The organism is Curvibacter delicatus NBRC 14919 (genome assembly GCF_001592265.1).
GTDB lineage: Bacteria > Pseudomonadota > Gammaproteobacteria > Burkholderiales > Burkholderiaceae_C > Hylemonella > Hylemonella delicata.
The window spans coordinates 30,837-50,086 of the sequence record NZ_BCWP01000021.1 but is presented as its reverse complement, the minus strand read 5'-3'; the positions used below and the strand labels follow the sequence as shown (position 1 = coordinate 50,086).

Annotated in this window: 15 protein-coding genes; 7 read left to right on the top strand and 8 right to left on the bottom strand. The window is 64.4% G+C overall.

Features of this window, described 5'->3' with window-relative positions:
* Positions 1-10: 10 nt before the first annotated feature.
* From CDE01S_RS11215 to CDE01S_RS11205, 3 genes are read right to left on the bottom strand one after another with little or no spacing between them, the layout of a single operon-like run.
* The gene (locus CDE01S_RS11215) at positions 11-2,002 is read right to left on the bottom strand and encodes a two-component system sensor histidine kinase NtrB (protein ID WP_218016515.1); all 1,992 of its coding nucleotides are present in this window, start codon (positions 2,000-2,002) and stop codon (positions 11-13) included.
* Positions 1,999-2,832: a carbon-nitrogen hydrolase family protein gene (locus CDE01S_RS11210; protein ID WP_066707192.1), complete on the bottom strand. Its 834-nt coding sequence runs from the start codon at positions 2,830-2,832 to the stop codon at positions 1,999-2,001. Before CDE01S_RS11210 ends, CDE01S_RS11215 begins: the two co-directional genes overlap by 4 nt.
* Positions 2,829-6,923, bottom strand: coding sequence for a YhdP family protein (locus tag CDE01S_RS11205; protein WP_245636160.1), 4,095 nt, complete (start codon positions 6,921-6,923; stop codon positions 2,829-2,831). Before CDE01S_RS11205 ends, CDE01S_RS11210 begins: the two co-directional genes overlap by 4 nt.
* Before the next feature lie 58 nt (positions 6,924-6,981).
* On the opposite strand from CDE01S_RS11205, the gene glnE reads away from it, so the two are divergent.
* On the top strand, positions 6,982-9,750 hold the full coding sequence (glnE, locus tag CDE01S_RS11200) for a bifunctional [glutamate--ammonia ligase]-adenylyl-L-tyrosine phosphorylase/[glutamate--ammonia-ligase] adenylyltransferase (RefSeq protein WP_066707189.1): 2,769 nt from the start codon (positions 6,982-6,984) through the stop codon (positions 9,748-9,750).
* Between the two features lie 16 nt (positions 9,751-9,766).
* Here the strand turns inward: glnE and rfaE2 are convergent, their stop codons facing one another.
* Complete coding sequence (gene rfaE2, locus CDE01S_RS11195; protein WP_066707186.1) at positions 9,767-10,270, bottom strand: D-glycero-beta-D-manno-heptose 1-phosphate adenylyltransferase; 504 nt, start codon at positions 10,268-10,270, stop codon at positions 9,767-9,769.
* A gap of 133 nt (positions 10,271-10,403) precedes the next feature.
* On the opposite strand from rfaE2, the gene CDE01S_RS11190 reads away from it, so the two are divergent.
* On the top strand, positions 10,404-11,624 hold the full coding sequence (locus CDE01S_RS11190) for an HD-GYP domain-containing protein (protein WP_066707183.1): 1,221 nt from the start codon (positions 10,404-10,406) through the stop codon (positions 11,622-11,624).
* On the opposite strand, the gene CDE01S_RS11185 is transcribed toward CDE01S_RS11190, so the two are convergent.
* Positions 11,607-12,464 carry a ferritin family protein gene (locus CDE01S_RS11185; RefSeq protein WP_066707180.1) on the bottom strand — a complete coding sequence of 286 codons (858 nt, stop codon included), beginning with the start codon at positions 12,462-12,464 and terminating at the stop codon, positions 11,607-11,609. The genes CDE01S_RS11190 and CDE01S_RS11185 overlap by 18 nt on opposite strands.
* Positions 12,465-12,552: 88 nt before the next feature.
* Positions 12,553-13,167, bottom strand: coding sequence for a glutathione S-transferase N-terminal domain-containing protein (locus CDE01S_RS11180; protein WP_066707177.1), 615 nt, complete (start codon positions 13,165-13,167; stop codon positions 12,553-12,555).
* Between the two features lie 96 nt (positions 13,168-13,263).
* On the opposite strand from CDE01S_RS11180, the gene purB reads away from it, so the two are divergent.
* A complete protein-coding gene (gene purB, locus CDE01S_RS11175) occupies positions 13,264-14,643 on the top strand; it encodes an adenylosuccinate lyase (protein ID WP_066707174.1) in 1,380 nt (459 codons plus the stop codon).
* 105 nt (positions 14,644-14,748) lie between these two features.
* The gene (locus tag CDE01S_RS11170) at positions 14,749-15,309 is read left to right on the top strand and encodes a YaeQ family protein (protein WP_066707171.1); all 561 of its coding nucleotides are present in this window, start codon (positions 14,749-14,751) and stop codon (positions 15,307-15,309) included.
* Positions 15,310-15,337: 28 nt separating this feature from the next.
* Here CDE01S_RS11170 and CDE01S_RS11165 read toward each other — a convergent pair whose 3' ends face one another.
* On the bottom strand, positions 15,338-15,787 hold the full coding sequence (locus CDE01S_RS11165; protein ID WP_066707168.1) for a DUF3717 domain-containing protein: 450 nt from the start codon (positions 15,785-15,787) through the stop codon (positions 15,338-15,340).
* A gap of 386 nt (positions 15,788-16,173) precedes the next feature.
* On the opposite strand from CDE01S_RS11165, the gene CDE01S_RS11160 reads away from it, so the two are divergent.
* Genes CDE01S_RS11160 through CDE01S_RS11150 form a run of 3 tightly spaced genes read left to right on the top strand, consistent with a single transcriptional unit; the run spans position 16,174 to position 17,800 of the window.
* Positions 16,174-16,887, top strand: coding sequence for a TerC family protein (locus CDE01S_RS11160; RefSeq protein ID WP_066707165.1), 714 nt, complete (start codon positions 16,174-16,176; stop codon positions 16,885-16,887).
* 50 nt (positions 16,888-16,937) lie between these two features.
* On the top strand, positions 16,938-17,396 hold the full coding sequence (locus CDE01S_RS11155) for a hypothetical protein (protein ID WP_066707163.1): 459 nt from the start codon (positions 16,938-16,940) through the stop codon (positions 17,394-17,396).
* Positions 17,397-17,446: 50 nt separating this feature from the next.
* Positions 17,447-17,800 (top strand): phage holin family protein, encoded by a 354-nt coding sequence (locus CDE01S_RS11150; protein WP_066707160.1) that lies wholly within the window; start codon positions 17,447-17,449, stop codon positions 17,798-17,800.
* On the opposite strand, the gene CDE01S_RS11145 is transcribed toward CDE01S_RS11150, so the two are convergent.
* A complete protein-coding gene (locus tag CDE01S_RS11145; RefSeq protein WP_084382843.1) occupies positions 17,768-19,165 on the bottom strand; it encodes a M48 family metalloprotease in 1,398 nt (465 codons plus the stop codon). The genes CDE01S_RS11150 and CDE01S_RS11145 overlap by 33 nt on opposite strands.
* Between the last annotated feature and the right edge of the window lie 85 nt (positions 19,166-19,250).

Sequence of the window (19,250 nt, the reverse complement as noted above, 5' to 3'; positions counted from 1 at the left end):
TGATGGTATGTCAGTTGCCCGCCGGCAGGGTGAAGCTGAACACTGTCCCCTGAGGCTGATGGGGTTCGAAGGCCAGCATGCCACCATGCTGTTCGATCACGGTGCGGCACAGGCTCAGGCCCAGTCCCATGCCTTCGGCCTTGGTGGTGAAGAAGGGCGTGAACAGCTGCTGCTCGACTTCCGGCGCGATGCCGGGGCCGACGTCCGTCACGGAAAACACCAGCCAGCGCTCATCGCCGCGCTCCTGCCGCACCGCCAGCGTCAGCACACGCTGGCGGATGTCCGGCCGGTCCATGGCCTGCATGCCGTTGCGCGCCAGGTTGAGCAGCACCTGCTCGACCATGGTGCGGTCGCACAGCACCTTGGGCAGACCCGGTGCCAGCTGGATCTGCACCTGAACCCCGAGCTTGCGCGCCTGCAGGTTGATCAGCGGCAGGATGGCATCGACCAGGGCCTGCGGCGGCACCATTTCACGCGCCTGGTCGCGCCGACGCACGAAGTCGTGCACGCTCTTGATGATCTTGCCGGCACGTTCGGCCTGCTGGGCAATGCGGTGCATCGCCAGCTCGATGTCGGCCGGCGTGTGCATGCCGGCACGCAGCAGGTTGAGCGAGCCGGTGGCGTAGCTGGACATGGCGGCCAAGGGCTGGTTGAGTTCGTGGCTGAGCAGCGAGGCCATCTCACCCACCATGGCCAGGCGCGCCGTGGCCTGCAGCCGCTCCTGGCTGGCGCGTGACAGCTCCTCGACGCGACGCTGCTCACGGATGTCGAGGAAGGCGCTCATCCAGCCGGTCTGCGCGCCCTGCGCATTGATCAGCGGCGCTTCGATGATGAGCACCGGAAAGCGCGTGCCGTCCTTGTGCATGAACACCGACTCGAACCCCTCCCGCGGCGGCGATGTACCGGCCAGCCGGATGGCCTGGCGTTTCATGTACTCGTCGGCCAGCTCCGGCGGCCAGTAGGGCGCATGAACGCTCTGGCCCAGCAGTTCGTCCGCCGTGAAGCCGACCATCTGGCAAAAGGCCGGGTTCACGTAGGTGATGCGCCCGTGCAGGTCACGCGCGCGCAGCCCGGTCACCAGCGAATCCTCCATCGCCTTGCGAAAGGCCAAGGCGTCGGCCAGGTCACGTTCGGCCTTCAGCCGCCGGCGCATGTCCTTGCTGAGCAGCACCAGGATCGAAACCAGGGCGATCGACATCGCCGTCACCAGCGCGGTCAGCACATTGGGGAACAGGTCGGGCGCGCCGCGCCAGCTGTCCATGCGCAGCACCAGGGTGGTACCGGGCAGGTCGAGCAGGTGGTGGGCGGTGAAGACGCGGTTGGCGCGCCGCGCCGTGCCACGCACCGCCAGGCGGGTGCCATCGCCCTCGGTGAACGACACCTCCTGGCTGCGCGTGAGCTGCCGCCCCACCAGGTCATCCAGCACGTCCTGCAGCGAATAGGTGGCCACCAGATAGCCCATCACCACACCGGTGGTCAACAGCGGCATGCACAGTTCCATGACCTCGATGCCCAGGCCGTCGGTCAAGGGCACGAAGTAACTGCTGGAATAGGCCGGCGCACTCAGCCGGCGCGCGGTCGTGCAGGTCTGGCGGACCTCGGTCTGAACGCTGTCGCGGCCCAGGCGGTCGAACAAGGCCGGACGGTATGGCGTGTCGGCAAACAAGCGGGTCCTGTGGTTGCTGTCGCGCCACTCGATGCGCACCAGTTCGCGGTGCTCCCGCAACAGCGCCGCGGCCGCCATGGACCAGGCCGCTGGCGTCGGATCGTTGAACTGCAGGGCCTGCAGGCTCTGCACGTTGTGCGACAGCGCCGCGCGGATGTCACCCACCGCATCCGCGGTATCGCGCTCGAGGCGGCTTTGCACCTGGCTGGCCTCGTAGCGTCCGGCCAGCCAGACCAGCGTAACCAGCAGGGCCACGACCAGGGCCGTCAGCGCCGACCACAGGGTCCGCCGGCGCCAGGCAGGCAGACGGTCCGTTTCCACGCGTTCAGCACTCACAGGACGCGGTGCTCCAGCGCCGGCAGCTGCAGGCGGCGTTGCTGCAGCAACTCGGGCAGCAAGTCAGCCAGCACCACGGCCTCGCCCTCGGCCCGTTCGGCCAGCACCTGTCCCCAGGGATCAACCAGCATCGAGTGGCCCCAGGTGCGGCGGCCGTTGTCATGCAAACCGCCTTGTGCGGCGGCCAGCACGAAGGCCAGGTTTTCCACCGCCCGCGAACGCAGCAGCACCTCCCAGTGCGCCTGGCCTGTGGTGTGCGTGAAGGCACTCGGCACCAGCAGCAGATCGGCACCGGCCTGGGCGTAAGCACGGTAGAGCTCGGGAAAGCGCAGGTCGTAGCAGACACTCAGCCCCAGGCGCCAGCGATGGCCGTCGCGCGACGGCAGGTCGAAGGTGACGGGCTGCGTACCACTGAGCAGGACGCGTGACTCGTCGTAGCGTTCGCGGCCATTGTCGAAACAGAACAGGTGGATCTTGTCGTAACGCGCCACGCAATCACCCTGCGGCGAATAGACCAGCGTGCTGTTGTAGACGCGGCCTGCCGCCTCCGCCGGCGCATCCGGCGATACCGACAGGGGCAGGGTACCGCCCACGATCCACAGGCCCAGCGCATGCGCCGACTCGGCCAGAAACCGCTGGATGGGCCCGTCTCCCGGCACTTCCTGGATGGCCAGCTTGTCGGTGTCCTGTGCCCCGAGCAGGCAGAAATACTCGGGCAAGACCACGAGTTCGGCCCCGTCGTCGGCCGCCTGTTGCATCAGCGCCTGGGCGCGCCGCAGGTTGGCCTGCCATTGCGTACCCGAGACCATCTGGATTGCCGCCACCTTCATCGCCCGGCCTCGCTTTTGCTGTCGCCCTTGCCGGCCGCCGGTGCATCGGTGCGGGTGATCTTGGGGTCGGTCCAGCTGCCGGTGATCTGGAACTCCTCGGTCGCGGAGTCGATCAGTGGCCGGCGCAGCACCAGTTGGGCCAGGAAGGAGCCCAGGCCCACCGCCGGGTTGATCCAGCCGGCAATGAGCGAGGCCGTGCCGGCATTGATCTCCGGCACGACGACGACCTTGATGTCCTGCGTCTCGCGTGCGATGTCAGCGCGTCCATCCATCAGCACGGCCGCATTCACGCCCTTCATCTGCAGGTTGTTGGTGCTGGCAATGCCCTGCTCGATGCGGATGTCGCCGCGCACGAAGTCAAAGGCAAAGCCCTCGCTGAACACATCGCGGAAATCCAAGCTCAGTCGCCGCGGCAAGGACTGCAGGCTCAGCACGCCCAGCAGCTTGGCAATGCCCGGGTCGGCCTTGAGGAACTGGCCGCTTTCCACATTGACATTGAAGGCGCCGCCCAGCGTCGGGTAATCCAGCGCCAGCGGCGAACCGGCCCAGGCAATCTGGCCTTCCATCCGGCCCTTGCCGCGACGGATCACGCCCTTCATGCCGAAACGGCCCAGCAATTCGCCGGCATCGGTTATCTCGAACTTGAAGTTCATCACCGTGCGTCGTCGCTCGGGTTGCGCGCGGCCCGGTGCCGGCCGGCCCGCCGGCTCGTTGAGCAAGGCCCAATTGCCGGTGGCGGTGAAGACCGCTTCCGGCATGATGATGTTGAACCGGTTGAGTCGCCACTCGCGCGAACCGCCATCGCGGGGCACGGCGCCGACACCGCGATTGACGGCTTCGATTTCGACCCGGCCGAGTTTCTTGCCGCGCAACTCCATGTCATCGACCACGATGTCCAGTGCCGGGATGCTGACCGGCTGCTCATCGAGCAGCGTTTCCACATCCTTGGCAGAAGACTGCGCCAGCGCCAGCCGGGCCAGACGCGCGTACAGCCGGCCGGCGGCGTTGCCCACCGGCTGTCGGTATTCCAGGTAGCCACTGAGTTCCTGGGCATCCAGATTGGCGCGCCAGGTCTGGCCATCGCGGGAACCGCCCGCCACCACCTGGTTGAGTTTGCGTCCGGTGGCGATCAGCTCTTGGGCACGCACCGCCATCCGGGTCGGCATGTAAATGCTGACCAGGCCCGCATCGGCCGCACGGCCGACAGTCCCGGCCGTGGGCGACGCCGGGGTGGACAGGGCTGCATTCCAGGCGTCCACGTCCACGCTTTGCAGGTTGAGATTGGCCACCACCCCGTCAGCCGGCAAGGGCACCTGTTCACCCGACGCCAGCCCGACCCCCACAGCTCCGCGCAGGACACGCGCTTCGGCCCCCGACACGTCCCGCACATAAACCGCCGAAGCGATGCGGCCAAGCTCCAGCGTCAACTGGTCCTGCAAAGGCGCGTTGGCGCCTGCTTGCTGCGATTCGCGCGTGAGCACCGTTTCCAGCCGCAGCGGCAGCGGCGCCTCGGCACTTTTGTTGAGCGGCACCGGCAGGTTCAATGCCAGTCCCTGCAGGCTGCTCGTGATCTGCAGTTCGGGCACGCCTCGGCGAATGCCCAGCACAAGCACATAGTTCGTGCTGCCCGTGGCCTTCTGCGCCAGCCGGGCCACGGCGCCGAGTTCACGCGCCTGGCGCAGACCCTCGGCAGTCGCATTGCCCTGCACGCGCAGCACGGCTGGCCCGCTGCGCGTCGCCGCACCCGGCACGGGGATGGTGCCGCCTTCGGCGCGCAGCTCTCCGCCCAGCGCGCGTGCCTGGCCGCCGCTGATGGCAAAACCTGTCTCGCTGAAATGCACCACGCCGCGGGTGCGGCTCAGGCGGGGAATGTCCGGCGCAATCTGCAGATCGTTGCCAGCCAGCGTGATCTTGCCCTGCACACCGGTCTTGTTCACATCCATCACCGGCAGCTTGAGCTTGAGCTGCAAATCGGCGCTGCCGCTGGCGCTGGCCTGCTTGAGCGCATGACCGGTCATTTCGCCCAGCGGCGAGCCATTCACCAGGACACTCAACACTTCGCCCAGCGGCCCCTTGGCCTCGGCACTGACATCGACCGTCGCACCGTGCAGCAGGTTCGGGATCTGCGCATCAGTCCGGCTGATGCGCACCCCCGGTGCGCCGGCCAGTCGGGCGCTCACGTTCTTGAGCTGCAAACTGGCGTGCTCCATCAGAAACTCGCCTTCCACCTGGGTCAGTGCCGGCCAGGGCAGGGCACCTGCCGGCTGCAGGCTGCGCGGCACATAAACATAGGTCGCATCACGCACACTGGCCGAAACACGGAACTCGCCCTGCTTCGGGTCGGCAAACGGGAAGTTGTTCAAGTCCCCCTTGACGCGGTAACGCACACCGCTGGCGCGTCCCTGCGCCAGGGCGTCACGCAGGTAGTCGCGCACGTCACGCTCCACCTCCAGCGGCAGATAACGGTGCACCCGGGAGATGTCCGCCCGGCTCATGCTGCCCTGCAGGTCCAGCACACCGGGGAAACGGCCGAGCCCGCGGGCCGCCACGGGCTCGCTGGTCTGCCACTTGATCTGCGCCTCGCCCTGTGCATCGGCATTGCTGAATTTCAGATTGGGCAGCTGCAGGCTGATGCGCTGGCCATCGATCTGCCACTGCAGGTCGGTCGCCAACTGGGTGAATTCCAGCGTCGGCACCTCGAACACGCCGGGCAGCTCCAGCTGGCCGTCCTGCAAAGCCAGTGTGGCCCGTCCGCCCGACTGGTTCACATCGAAATCGATGGTCGCACCACGCACGCCGGGCGAACCCACCCCGCCGCGATCCGCCGGGGCCGGCGAGCCGGCGGCCACTTCCAGCCGCACCACCCGTCCTTTGGCGTCAAAGCGGGTGGGCGCCTCCAGCGGGCCCTGCCAGTTGGCCTGGATCCGCTCGACCAGACCCTTGGGCGCATAGGCCGTCACTGCCGCATGCATGGCGTCATCCAGGGGCAGGCGATCGGCAATCCGGGTCAAAGCCGCCAGATCCAGGCGATCCGCCTGCAGCTCACCACGTGCCGGCGCACGGCCTTCGGCCGCCACATGCACCACGCGCACATTGCCGCCCGGCCAGCGCAAGCCATCGTCCAGTTCGAACTGCAGGTCCTGGGTCGAAAACTCGAAACCGCCTTGCAGCAAGCGGCCACCCAAGCGGCCGGTCAGCAAGGGAAGGGACAAGGCCCCCAGCTTCGGCGTCAAGGTCGCCTGCACGTTGGACAGGGCCACATCGGCCGTCGCCCCGGTCACCTGGCTGCGGCTGACATCCACCCAGGCCCTGAGCGCGCCGCTGCCCTGGGCCACATCCGTGCCCAGATCGGCATAACGGCGCAGCTGCGAAAGGTCGACATGGTCAAACTGGGCAAAAACCTGCCCATCCCACTTGCGCCACTCGCCGGCCTTTCCTGACAACAAGGGCTGGCGGAAATTGGCCATCAGTGTGAAGCGCTGCCCCCATGCGGACGGCGGTGTCGCATCCACCCGAAAAGCGTGGCTGCGGGCGGTATTGCGCACGACGAAGTCGACCTGTTCCAGCGTCAGCGCCGGAATATCGCGCAACTCATCGCGCCACTGCAAGGTTCCACCGCGAATGACGAACTCGGTCTGGGAGAAAAACCAATCCAGCGCCTGGTTGTCGGCACCCTGGTCTTTCGAGAGATCCAGACCGGCCACGAAGATGCGGCCATCGGCGCCACGCCGGATGTCCAGTTGCGGGCTCTCGATATAGATCTGCTCAAAACCGAAGTTCCAGAGCGAGCGCGGCGACAGGGCCGCCAGCACCCGCGGCAGCTGCAAGGCCTCATGCCCCGCCGGATCAATCAGGCGCACCTGGCTCAGTTCGAATGAGGGAATCAAGCCATCCGGCCGGGCCTCGATGGCGCCGATGCGCACGGTCACCCCCAGCAGCTGGCTGGCCCGGGTTTCCAGCTGCGGACGCAGTTCGCCAATTCGCGGCACAATGAAAAGGTGCAGCGCCCCCCAGGCGCTGATCATGACCAGCCAGCCCCCCAGCAACAGCCAAAGCGCCACGCGCGTGGCAATTGCCAGAATTTTCAGCAATGACGAAGGTCGGCTCGGCAGGTCATCCATTTTGTACATCGGAAACGTGACAGGAATTATGACCCGCAACGGTGCGAACGACTTGACGCAAGGTGACGTTTCGGTGCCATTCAGCACCGCGCCCCTGTCGGACCACTCCCGCTTCGCCCAGCGCGTGCGCCGACGTTATGAGTCCCTGCTGCACCTGCTGCCGCCGGGCCGCCCCGATCAGGACCGCATGCAGCAGGTGTTCGAGGCACTGCAGCAAGGCGGCGCCGATGTCGCCACCGCCTTGCGCACCACGCGCCATCTGGTCATGGAACGCCTGGTCACGCTGGACTGCGACCAGCAAGCCGAGCTGCATGACATCACCCGCGCCATGACCGATCTGGCGGAGTTCGCCCTGGATATTGCGACCACCCAGACGCTGCAAGCGCTGGACGAAGTCCATGGCATGCCGACCACACCGCAAGGCGGACGGGCGCTGATGTGGATCGTCGGCATGGGCAAGCTGGGTGCGCGCGAACTCAATGTCTCCAGCGACATCGACCTGATCTATGTCTACGACCAGGACGGCGAAACGGCCGGCACCCCGGAAGGACGCGGACGCATCTCCAACCACGAATACTTTGCCAAGGCGGTGCGCGCCATCTATAGCCTGATCGGCGACACCACCGAGCACGGTTTTGTCTTTCGCGTTGACCTGGCACTGCGCCCGAATGGCAATTCCGGCCCGCCCGCGGTCTCGCTCGGCGCCCTGGAGCAGTATTTCCATGCGCAGGGACGTGAATGGGAGCGTTTCGCCTGGCTCAAGAGTCGCATCGTTGCGCCGCGCCGCAACATGCACGACGGCTCCGGCCAGGGACTGCGCAGCATGGTGCTTCCGTTCGTGTTCCGGCGCTATCTGGACTACAACGTCTTCGACTCCCTGCGGGTACTGCACCGGCAGATCCGGGAGCACTCGGCACGCCGCAGCGCCGGCCGCCCGGAACGCAGCAACGACGTCAAGCTCTCCCGCGGCGGCATCCGCGAAATCGAATTCACGGTCCAGCTGCTGCAGGTGGTGCGCGGCGGCCAGTTCCCCGAACTGCGCACGCGACCCACGCTTGATGCGCTGCAGCGTCTGGTGCGCGCCGGGCTCATGCCGCAGGCCACGGCCGACGCCTTGTCGCAGGCCTATCTGTTCCTGCGCCGGGTGGAGCACCGCATCCAGTACCTCGACGACCAGCAGACCCATGTGCTGCCAACGCGTGATGACGACCTGCTCTGGATCGCGCGCACCATGGGCTATGAAGGAACCGGTCCATTCCTGACCCAGCTCGACACCCACCGGGAGATCGTGGCACAGGAGTTCGACACCTTGCTGGGCGGTCAAGGCAACAAGACGTGCAAAGGCTGCAACAACGGCAAGGGCGAACAAGCCGGCGGTGCCCTTGCTCCTGATTTCGACGAACTGCTGGAACAGTTGCCACCTCTGCTGCGCGAACGCGTTGCGGCCTGGCGCAACCACCCGCGTGTGCTGGCGCTGCGCGAAGAGTCGCGCGCCCGGCTGGTAAGGCTGATCAGCCGCACCGCCGAGTGGCTGCGTGAAGGACGCGCCAGTGAGGAAGCGGCGGTTCGACTCATCGACTGGATGGAGCCGCTGCTGCGACGCGAAAGCTACCTGGCCATGCTGCTGGAGCGGCCCGCCGTGCACGAGCGCCTGGTGCGTCTGCTGGGTGCCGCCCGCTGGCCGGCGCGTTACCTGCTGCTGCACCCGGGCGTGATTGATGAGCTGGCCAGCCGCACCATCCTGAGCGATCGCTTTGATGCCGTGGCTTTCGAGGCCGAACTGGACATGCGACGCCAGGCGCTACAGGCTGCGGGTGATGACGATGAAGAGTCTTTGCTCAACCTCTTGCGCCGCGCCCACCATGCCGAGGTGTTCCGCACCCTGACGCGCGACATCGAAGCAGCCCTCACCGTTGAACAGGTGGCCGATGACCTCAGCGCACTGGCCGACGTCATTCTGCGCATCACCACGCGCTGGTGCTGGGAACGGCTGAAGAAGAAGCACCGCGAACAGCATCAGTTCGCCATCATCGGCTACGGCAAACTGGGCGGCAAGGAACTGGGTTATGGCAGCGACCTGGACATCGTATTCGTCTACGAAGACGACGATGAACAGGCACCCGAGGTCTATGCCACCCTGGTCCGCAAGTTGATCAACTGGCTGACGGTCAAGACCGGCGAAGGGGATCTGTACGAGATCGACACCGCACTGCGCCCGAATGGCAACTCCGGCCTGCTGATCACGACTTTCGAGGCCTACGCCAACTACCAGCAGCAGCGCGGCAGCAACACGGCCTGGACCTGGGAACACCAGGCCATGACGCGCGCGCGTTTCGTGCTCGGCAGTGATGATCTGCGCCAGCGCTTCGATGCCGTACGGCAGGCCGTGATCTGCGCCCCGCGCGATGCCCAGGCCCTGCGGCAGGAGATCGTCGCCATGCGGGAGAAGGTGCGCGCCGCGCATCCGGCACACGGCATGCAGTTCGACGTCAAGCACAGCCCTGGCGGCATGGTTGATGCGGAATTTGCCGTGCAGTACCTGGTGCTGTCACAGGCTGCCCGCTACCCGGCACTGGCCGCCAATGCGGGCAATATTGCCCTGCTGCAGACGGCACAGGCCTGCGGCTTGCTGCCCGCCGGCATCGGCGATGCTGCGGCCGACGCCTATCGCGAACTGCGGCGGGTACAGCACCGGGCACGTCTCAATGAAGAGCCGACCGAGGTCGACCCGCAAGAACTGGCGAACGAACGTGACGCGGTCCTGGCCTTGTGGGCAGCCGTCTTCGGCACGCCCTGAGGCTGACTCGCCCGCTTCAGGACGCGCTGCGGATTCGGCGCACCAGCGCCGTGGTGGAATAACCCTCGACAAACGGCAGGGCCAGTGCCTGACCGCCCCAGGACGCCACCAGCGCGGTCTCCGGCAATTTGCGCATGTCGTAATCGCCGCCCTTGACCAGGATGTCCGGGCGGATGGCGGCAATCAGCTGTTCCGGCGTGTCCTCCTCGAACCAGGTCACCAGATCAACGGCCCCCAGCGCTGCCACCAGAATGGCACGATCCTGCTCGTTATTCAGCGGACGATCGGGCCCCTTGCCCAAACGCCGCGCCGAGGCGTCGGTATTGAGGGCCACGACCAGGCTGGCACCCAGGGCCCGGGCTTGTGCCAGGTAGATCGCATGGCCGCGGTGCATGACATCGAACACGCCATTGGTGAACACCAACGGCCGGGGCAAAGTCGCCAGACGCGCCGGCAACGCCTCGCGCGGGCACAGTTTGTTGAGGAACTCGGGAAGATCTGCAACGGAACGGTCTGTCATAGGCGGCATCCTAACAGGGCCTCCACGGCATCGGACCTGCCCAACCAGGCCCGGCCTAAGCGCAAAAACACGGGCAATTCGCCCCATATTCCGCCTCATCCAGACGTGCTTGTCGCGGCATAATTCCATACTTATGCGCCTGATCTCCGTCAGTCTTGATTCGATTCGCCTGGGCGAGCCGCTGCCTTATGCCCTTCGGGATGCCACGGGCACGCTGCTGGCCAACAAAGGCTATGTCATCGACAACAAGGCCGAACTGGAAAAGATGATCGGCAAGGGGTTCGAGATCTTCGTCGACATTGTCGATGCAGAACACCACCGCTCCTATGTCAATCGGCTGCACCACATGGTGACTGAAAACAAGTCGCTGGGTACGATTGCCAAGACCAAGGTGGTGCCCGGCGTGGATCCCACGCGCGTGGAAGTCGACGATGGCCCTGCCGACTGGCTGGATCTGCAAGTGCAGGTCAATGCCTTGCTGCGCGACACCAGTTCGCCCAATTTCCTGCAGCGGCTCGACCGGCTGAACCACCAGCTGCGGCGGCATGCGCAACGCAACCCCAACGGCACGCTGTTTGCCCTGTTCCACCTCTCGGCCAGCGAAATCCGGCTCTACAGCGCCACCCATGCCATGCTGGTCAGCGTCATGTGCGGTCTGGCCGCGCGGGAAGTCCTGAACTGGAGCCGTGAGCAGGAGTCGACCCTGTGCCGGGCCGCGCTCACCATGAACATCGGCATGACCGACTTGCAGGACCGGCTGGCCATGCAGATCGCCGCGCCGACATCCGAACAGCGCAAGCAGATCGATCTGCATGCCTCGCGCTCGGCTCAGCTGCTCACCGAATTGGGCGTCACCGACCAAGTCTGGCTGGAAGCGGTCCGCAACCACCACAAGGTGTCACCCGGCCCACTGGCCAGCATGTCTGAGGGTTTGCGCATGGCCCGCCTGATCCAGCGCGCCGACATGTTTGGTGCGCGGCTGGCGCCACGTGCCTCGCGGGTGCCGACCTCGCCGGCCGCCGCGATGCAAGCCAGTTATTTTGATGAAAACCGCCAGGTCGATGAGGCTGGCGCCGCCCTCATCAAGGCGGTGGGCATTTACTCGCCGGGCTCTTTCGTCCGCCTGAGCACCAACGAGGTGGCCATCGTGATCCAGCGCGGCATCAACACCACCACGCCCAAGGTCGCGGTGCTGATCAACCGCGACGGCATCCCGACGGGTGAGCCCATCGTCCGCGACACGGCCCTGCGCGACTACCGCATCGTAGCCAGCGTGCCCCACCGCGATGTCAAGGTGCAGATCAATCTGCAACGGCTGCTGCCACTGACCGCTGCCTCAGACCGCCTCTGGTAAGACCCCCGGCACCCGCGTCGCCGCGAGTCCCTTGCGATAGCGGTTCAGTTCCTGCACGGTCTGGAAACTCTGCCCCATGAGCAGGCTCATGTTGTGCAGAATGCGATCAACCACCTTGTTTTCCCACACCGCATCAAAATTGATCTGCGTGTCCAGCCAGTGTTCCAGCCATTCCGGATCGGGCAAACGACTCTGGATGGTGTCGCGCGGGAAAAGCGTCTTGTTGACGTGCAGATTGGTCGGATGCAAGGCCTGCGCCGTCCGGCGCGCGCTGGCCATGAGCACACCGACCTTGGCAAAAGCCGCCTGGGCTTCGGCGCCGAATCTGGCGATGGCACGCCGCATGTATCGGAGATAAGCCCCGCCATGGCGGGCTTCGTCCTGACTCAGGGTGGTGTAGATCTGCTTGATCACCGGCTCGGTATGCCACTCGGCGGCACGGCGATACCAGTGGTTGAGCCGGATTTCGCCGCAGAAGTGCAGCATCAAGGTTTCCAATGCTGGCGCGGGATCAAATTCGAAGCGGATGGCATGCAGCTCCTGCTCGGTCGGAACAAGGTCCGGACGGAAGCGCCGCAGGTATTCCATCAACACCAAGGCATGCTTCTGTTCTTCGAAAAACCAGATCGACATGAAGGCCGAGAAATCGCTGTCGTCCCGGTTGTCGCGCAAGAACATCTCGGTGGCCGGCAGCGCCGCCCATTCCGTGATGGCATTCATCTTGATGGTCTGGGCCTGCTCATCGCTCAAGCTGCTGGCCTTGTATTGATGCCAGGGAATGTCGCGCTCCATGTCCCAGCGGACCGCTTCCAGTTGTTTGAACAGTTCCGGGTAAAGCATGGCATGTGTCACGGCGACTGGCCAGATTAGCCGGCCTCTGTGACAAGGGCTTGACAGTGCCGGCCGACCGCCGGCTTGCGACGCTGCCTTACTGTGGCCGGGTCTCGGCGAAGCTCGGGCGCTGCTCCAGCTTCTCCAACAGACGGACCAGGCTGGGGTGGTCGTTGCGCCAGCCGATTTGCGGGAAACGGAAATCCAGATAAGCCAGCGCACAACCGACAGCGATATCCGCCAGGCTCAAGTGGATCCCGGTGCAAAACGGCTTGTCGCCCAGGCCCTTGCTCATGGCTTCCAGGCTGGCGCTGATCTTGCCGAGCTGACGGTCAATCCAGGCCTGGCTGCGCTGGGCCTCGGTGCGCTTGCTCCACACGGCCTCCATGCGCGCCAGTAAAGCGGCATCCATCACGCCATCGGCCAGCGCTTCCCAGGTCTTGACTTCCGCCCGCTCCCGCCCCACCGGTGGGATCAGCTTGCCCACTGGCGACAGGGTATCGAGGTACTCGACGATCACGCGCGAATCAAACAACGCCTCGCCACCTTCCATGATGAGGCAGGGAATTTTGCCCAGTGGATTGGAATCCTTGATGGTGGTCTGGTCTGACCACACGTCTTCGAGCACGAAGTTGTAGTCAAGCTTTTTTTCAGCCATCACGATGCGCACTTTGCGCGCGTAAGGACTGGTGTTGGATCCGATCAGTTTCATGGGTCTTCTAGTTTCGCCAGGTGCCAGATTCTAGCGATTGGGGTTTACCTTGAGGCTGCGACGCCCATTCCTAGGCGACCCAACTACAATTCGGGTATGAGTTTCTCCACCATTTCGGCCCTTTCTCCGCTGGACGGCCGCTACGCCAGCAAACTTGGCCCACTGCGCCCCCTGATGAGCGAGCAGGGCTATATGCACCGCCGCGTCCAGGTCGAGGTTGCCTGGTTCATCGCTCTGAGCGACGCCGGCTTTTCCGAATTCAAGCCCCTATCACCCGGAGCACGTACTTACTTGCTCGGCTTGGTCAAGAATTTCACGGAAGCCGATGGCAACGCCATCAAGGAAATCGAGAAAACGACCAACCACGATGTGAAGGCGGTTGAGTACTGGATCAAGTCCAAGTTCGAGGCCAGGCCCGAACTGGAAAAAGCCAGTGAGTTCGTGCACTTCGCCTGCACCAGCGAAGACATCAACAACACCAGCCATGCCCTGCAGCTGCGCTCTGCCCGCGACGTCGTGCTGTTGCCGGCACTGGACAAGCTGCTGCTGAAACTGCGCGACATGGCCCGCGTCTATGCCGAAGTGCCCATGCTCAGCCGCACCCACGGCCAGACCGCCAGCCCCACCACAGTAGGCAAGGAGATTGCCAACGTGGTGGTGCGCCTGCAGACGGCCTGCGACCGCATCGCCGCCGTCAAGATCATGGGCAAGATGAACGGTGCGGTCGGCAACTACAACGCCCACCTGTCTGCCTGGCCCGACTTCGACTGGGAAGCCTTCAGCAAGAAGGTCATTGAAACTCCCGAACCGCTGGGCCTGGGCCTGACCTTCCAGCCCTACAGCATCCAGATCGAGCCGCACGACTACATGGCGGAACTGTTCGATGCCATCGCCCGCGCCAACACCATCCTGGTCGACTGGTCACGCGACGTTTGGGGTTATGTGTCGCTGGGCTACTTCAAGCAACGTTTGCGTGAAGGTGAAGTGGGTTCCTCCACCATGCCGCACAAGGTCAACCCGATCGACTTTGAAAACGCCGAAGGCAACCTAGGCTTGGCCAACGCCCTGCTGCGCCACATGAGCGAGAAGCTGCCGATTTCGCGCTGGCAGCGCGACCTGACCGACTCCACCGTGCTGCGCAACATGGGCGTCGCCATCGGCTATGCCGTGCTGGCCTACCAGTCGCTGGCGACCGGCTTGGGCAAATTGGAGATCAACGAAGCGGCTCTGGCTGCCGACCTGGACGCCTCTTGGGAAGTGCTGGCCGAACCGATCCAGACCGTGATGCGCCGCTACGGTCTGCCGCAGCCTTACGAGCAGCTCAAGAAGTTCACCCGTGGCGAAGCCATGACGCGTGAACTGATGCAGGGTTTCATCATGAAACTTGACATCCCAGAGGCCGAGAAGCAGCGCCTGCTGGCCATGACGCCCGGCAACTACACCGGCAAGGCCGCCGAGCTGGCGAAAAGGATTTGACCCCCTGAGCGGCTGACGCCGCTTCCCCCTGCAAGGGGGACAACGCCAGTGGCCCGGCAAAGCCGGTTCCACGGCGTTCCCCGCAACATTCCCCCCTGCGTTTTCATGGCCCTCAAATCCACCATCTACAAGGCCAACCTGGCCGTCGCCGACATCGACCACGGCTACTACGCCGACCATGCACTGACACTGGCGCGCCATCCGAGCGAAACCGACGAGCGCATGATGATCCGGCTGGCAGCCCTGGCGCTGCAGGCCCATCGGCTGCAAACGGTGTGCCAGGGCGACGGCACGCTGGCCTTCGGTGCCGGCCTGTCCGACCCGGACGAGCCCGATGTCTGGCTGCGCGACTTCACCGGCCAGACCCGTCTGTGGATCGAGGTCGGCCAACCCGAGGACAAACCGCTGGCCAAAGCCTGCAACAAGGCCGATACGGTGCTGGTTTATGCGTTTCACCATGCGGCCGAGGTCTGGTGGCGTGGCATCGAAAGCAAGCTCACACGGCTGGACCGACTGGAAGTCTGGCGCATGCCGACGGAAGCGTCACAGGCACTGGCCGGCTTGGCCGAGCGCAGCATGCAACTGCAAGCCACCATTCAGGAAGGTGCTCTGATGCTCAGCAACGGCAACCAGACGGTGACGATCGAACCGGTCCGCTGGAAATAGACGTCCAACCGGCGGCTTGCTCAGGCGCTCAAGCCGGCTCGCCCTGGGCCTGAACCAGTGGCACCTCACTGGCACAAGCTCCCGCCCGCTCGGCGTAGCGGTTAAAGCGCCAGGCTTGTCCCGACAGCGTGATGCGGCGCCAGGTCTGGCGCTTCTGCGCTGGCCGCATCTCGGTCCAGAGCTGCACCTCGTCGAAGCTGCGGCCGCAGCCCTTGCATTCCTCATCACCCTGGCTAGTGGAACAGATGGCAATGCAGGGTGTGTCCGGCGTGCTCTCATACCAGGCCAGCCAGGCCTGCAACGCGGATTGCGGCATGGAAAACTCGTCCGCCTCGGATTCCCGGTAGAACACCATCAAGGCATAGACCTCCGCCAGGGCTCGCACCTCCGGCGCCAAGGTGATACCGTCCGGCGACGGCTTCTTCTCGCGCCAGTAGTTGATGGCCGCTTCAATGTCGGTGATGTGGATTCCTGCCATGGGATGCATTGCAAAGGGGAGACGGATGATAGCGCCCTCGCCTAGGCCGTTCGGAGAATTGCCCCTCATCAAATCCCCACAGTGCACATGGTTGATGACGACTGTGGTTCAATCCGCTTCACGAAGGGGAGTAGCTCCCATTTGTTGCGACACAGGGAGGTGCCACAAAAACAGGCATCGTTGCAACAAATATCGGCAAGTCGTCATTACGAAGTATTACTTCCGGCTTGCTGGGCAAAAATCTGCATGACTCCATGCCGAGCAAGACCTTCGATTGGGACCTGTGTCAGGTTTCGTCGAAGCGCGTCCGTGGCTCTTTCTCAGCCATTGCCTCCATTGACGTTACCCGTCCAGGTTGTTAATCGAAACAACTCGGAGTATTTGTCATGGAGTTTTTATCCGCCCCCTGGTGGTCGGCGTTGCTGGCCATCATCCTGATCGACCTTGTGCTCGCTGGCGACAACGCCATCGTGATCGCGCTGGCCGCTCGCAGCCTCCCCCCTCAGCTTCGACAGAAAGCCATTGTCTGGGGCACCATCGGAGCCATCGTGGTCCGCTCGCTGATGACAGTAGGCGTGGTCTGGCTGCTGAAGATTCCGGGCCTGATGCTGGTGGGCGGTCTGGGCCTGGTCTGGATTGCCTACAAGCTGCTGGCCGACCAGGAAGGCGACGAACACGACGGCCCGGTGGCCAACACCTTCTGGGGCGCCATGAAAACCATTATCGTGGCGGACGCCCTGATGGGCGTGGACAACGTACTGGGCGTCGCCGGCGCGGCCCATGGCTCTTTCGACCTCGTGGTCATTGGCCTGTTGGTCAGTGTGCCGATCGTGGTGTTCGGCAGCTCCGTGGTGCTCAAGCTGGTCGAACGCTTCCCCATCATCATCCAGCTCGGCGCCGCCGTCTTGGCCTTCACGGCTGCCAAGATGATTGTCAATGAGCCCTTGCTCGATGCCGTGTTCGATTCGCCGGAACCGCTGAATATCGCGGCCCGCTGGACGACCTATGCGGTCGCGGTCGTCGGCGTGCTGGCCGGCGGCTGGTGGGCCACGCGGCGCCAGCCAAACGAGCGCAACAGCCAATCCGGCCACGCCGTTTGATCCCGGCTCAAGGTTTCCCCTCCCTGTCCTCAACTTAGAAGGATTTCATCATGGACAAAATCATTGTGTACCTGGACGATGCGGAATTTGCACGGCATCAACTCATGCCCATGAAAAACGGCGCCTCAGGAAACCAGCAGGGAACGCACTGGATTCTGGTGGCGTGCCCACCACGCATGACGCGCCATATCAGCAAGTGGGTCAACCATACCGCGCGTCAGAACTGGCGCAACAAGTGGGCCGAGAAACTGTTCTCCCTGATCATGCCGGAACTGCAGGCCCAGGGTGACAAAGTCACCACCGTCTTGGCCAACGGCCCCTTGGTTGAACTGACACAGGAGCTGCTGAAGCAGCAGGGTGTGGCGCGTGTCCTTGATGCCCGCCGCCCGAAGTTCGGCCAGGACATGCCACCCGTCACCGCCGACCAACCCGCCAGCAGCGAAGCACGCTGGACTGTGCCCGGCGCGATCGTCGGCATGGGGGCGGCCTTGGTCCTGGCAGCCGAGTAAATCGCAACCGTCAAGACAGACTTCATGGTCGGGTGTTATGCTTGCCCGCCATGAAGCTCATCGTCAAATGGTTGCTCAGCGCAACCGCCCTGCTGGCGGTTGCCTCGCTTTACAGCGGCGTGGAAGTGCAAAGCTTTGGCAGCGCGCTGGTGGCGGCCCTTGTCATCGGGCTGTTCAATGTCATCCTGCGGCCGGTTCTGATCGTGCTGACGCTGCCCGTCACCATGGTGACGCTGGGACTGTTCCTGTTCATCATCAACGCCGTCCTGTTCTGGGCTGCCGCCAGCGTGCTTGATGGCTTCCACGTCCAAGGTTTTGCGGCCGCCTTGCTCGGCTCACTGATCTACTCGGCATTTGGACTGCTGATCGATTCAGCGCTCGAGCGCCTGTTCCCTTACCAATGACTCCAGCTGACGCGTCCGGGTGTCGATGATCGATGCCTCGATGTGATCGATTTTTCCGCCCTGGCGCGCCACGTCCTGGGCAGCCTTGAACCGGTTCAGCGCTGCCTCATAGTCAAACCGGGCCGCATAGGCCTCCGCCTCGGCCCGCACCCCACTCAAGGTCTGGCCTTGTGCCATGTACGCTGCTGAGAGCAGTTGCCAGGCTTGCGCATCGCGCGGGTGCTCTGTCACCCAGGGCCGCAGTTGCTGGCTTGCGGACGCGGCTTGGCCGACTTGCGTCATGGCCCGCGCCCACAGGAACAGTTCGGACCGCTTGGCAGGCGTCGCTGCGGCACCCCCCAGCAATTCGCCCGCCCGCTTGGGGTCATCCGCCGCCAGCCACAGTTCTGCGCCCAGCAACTGCACCAGACGCTGGGCCTGTGTCGGCCCCTGAACCATCGTCTGCAAGCGCGTGTGCAGGCGGGCGGCCTGGGCAAAGTCCCTCTGGCTGGCCGCCGCCAATGCTGCGGCATACAGCACCCCGGCCTGCCGGGCCGGCGCAAGCTTGCCAAACTGGTCCCCCGAGGCCTCGGCCACCGCCGCGCGCAGACTCTCCACATCCCCGTTGCTCAGCACGCGAGCCCGTGCGGCCAGCAACGCATGCGTCACCGTCAGCTGCACGGGGGGGGCTTGCGGCAGAAGCTGTTGCCGCACCTGCATGTCGGCAATACGCTCGGTCGTCAGAGGATGGCTTCTGAGATAGGGAAAGGCGCCGCTGTCGTTGAATCGATTGGCCTGCTGTAGCTTTTCAAACATGCTCACGAAACCCTGCGGCTCGAACCCGGCTTCCGTCATGACACCGTAGCCCACGCGGTCGGCTTCGCGCTCCATGTCGCGCGAGAAGTTGAGTTGTCCCTGAACGGCCACAGCCTGACCGCCAGCAATCATGGCACTCGCAGCCTGCGGATTGGAGCTCGCCGCCAGCGCCCCCAGGATCATGGCAGCGATCACCCAAGGCCCCTGCGCACTCTGACGTCCCACCGTGCGTGCAATATGCCGTTGCGTGACGTGGCTGAGTTCGTGTGCCAGCACAGAGGCCAGTTCGTCCTCGCTGTTGACGACAGCGATCAGGCCAAGATGCACGCCGAGATAGCCCCCCGGCAAGGCAAAGGCATTGACGCTGCGATCACGCCCGAGCGCCACATCCCAGGCAAACGCGGTTTCCAGTTCGGGCAAAAGCTCCCCGCGCTGGCGGGCAGCTTGCAGCAAACGCTGCCAGATGCCCTGCACGTACTCGCCCAGCACCGGGTCATCAATGTAATCCGGGTCGCGGTAGAGTGAGCGCGCAATGCGATCACCCAGACGACGCTCGGCGCTGGTGCTCATTTCCGCACCGTCGCCGAGTGCCGGTAGTTGGGCGTGCGAAATTGGCACCAGAAAAGCCTGGAATGCTACTATAAATATAGCAATC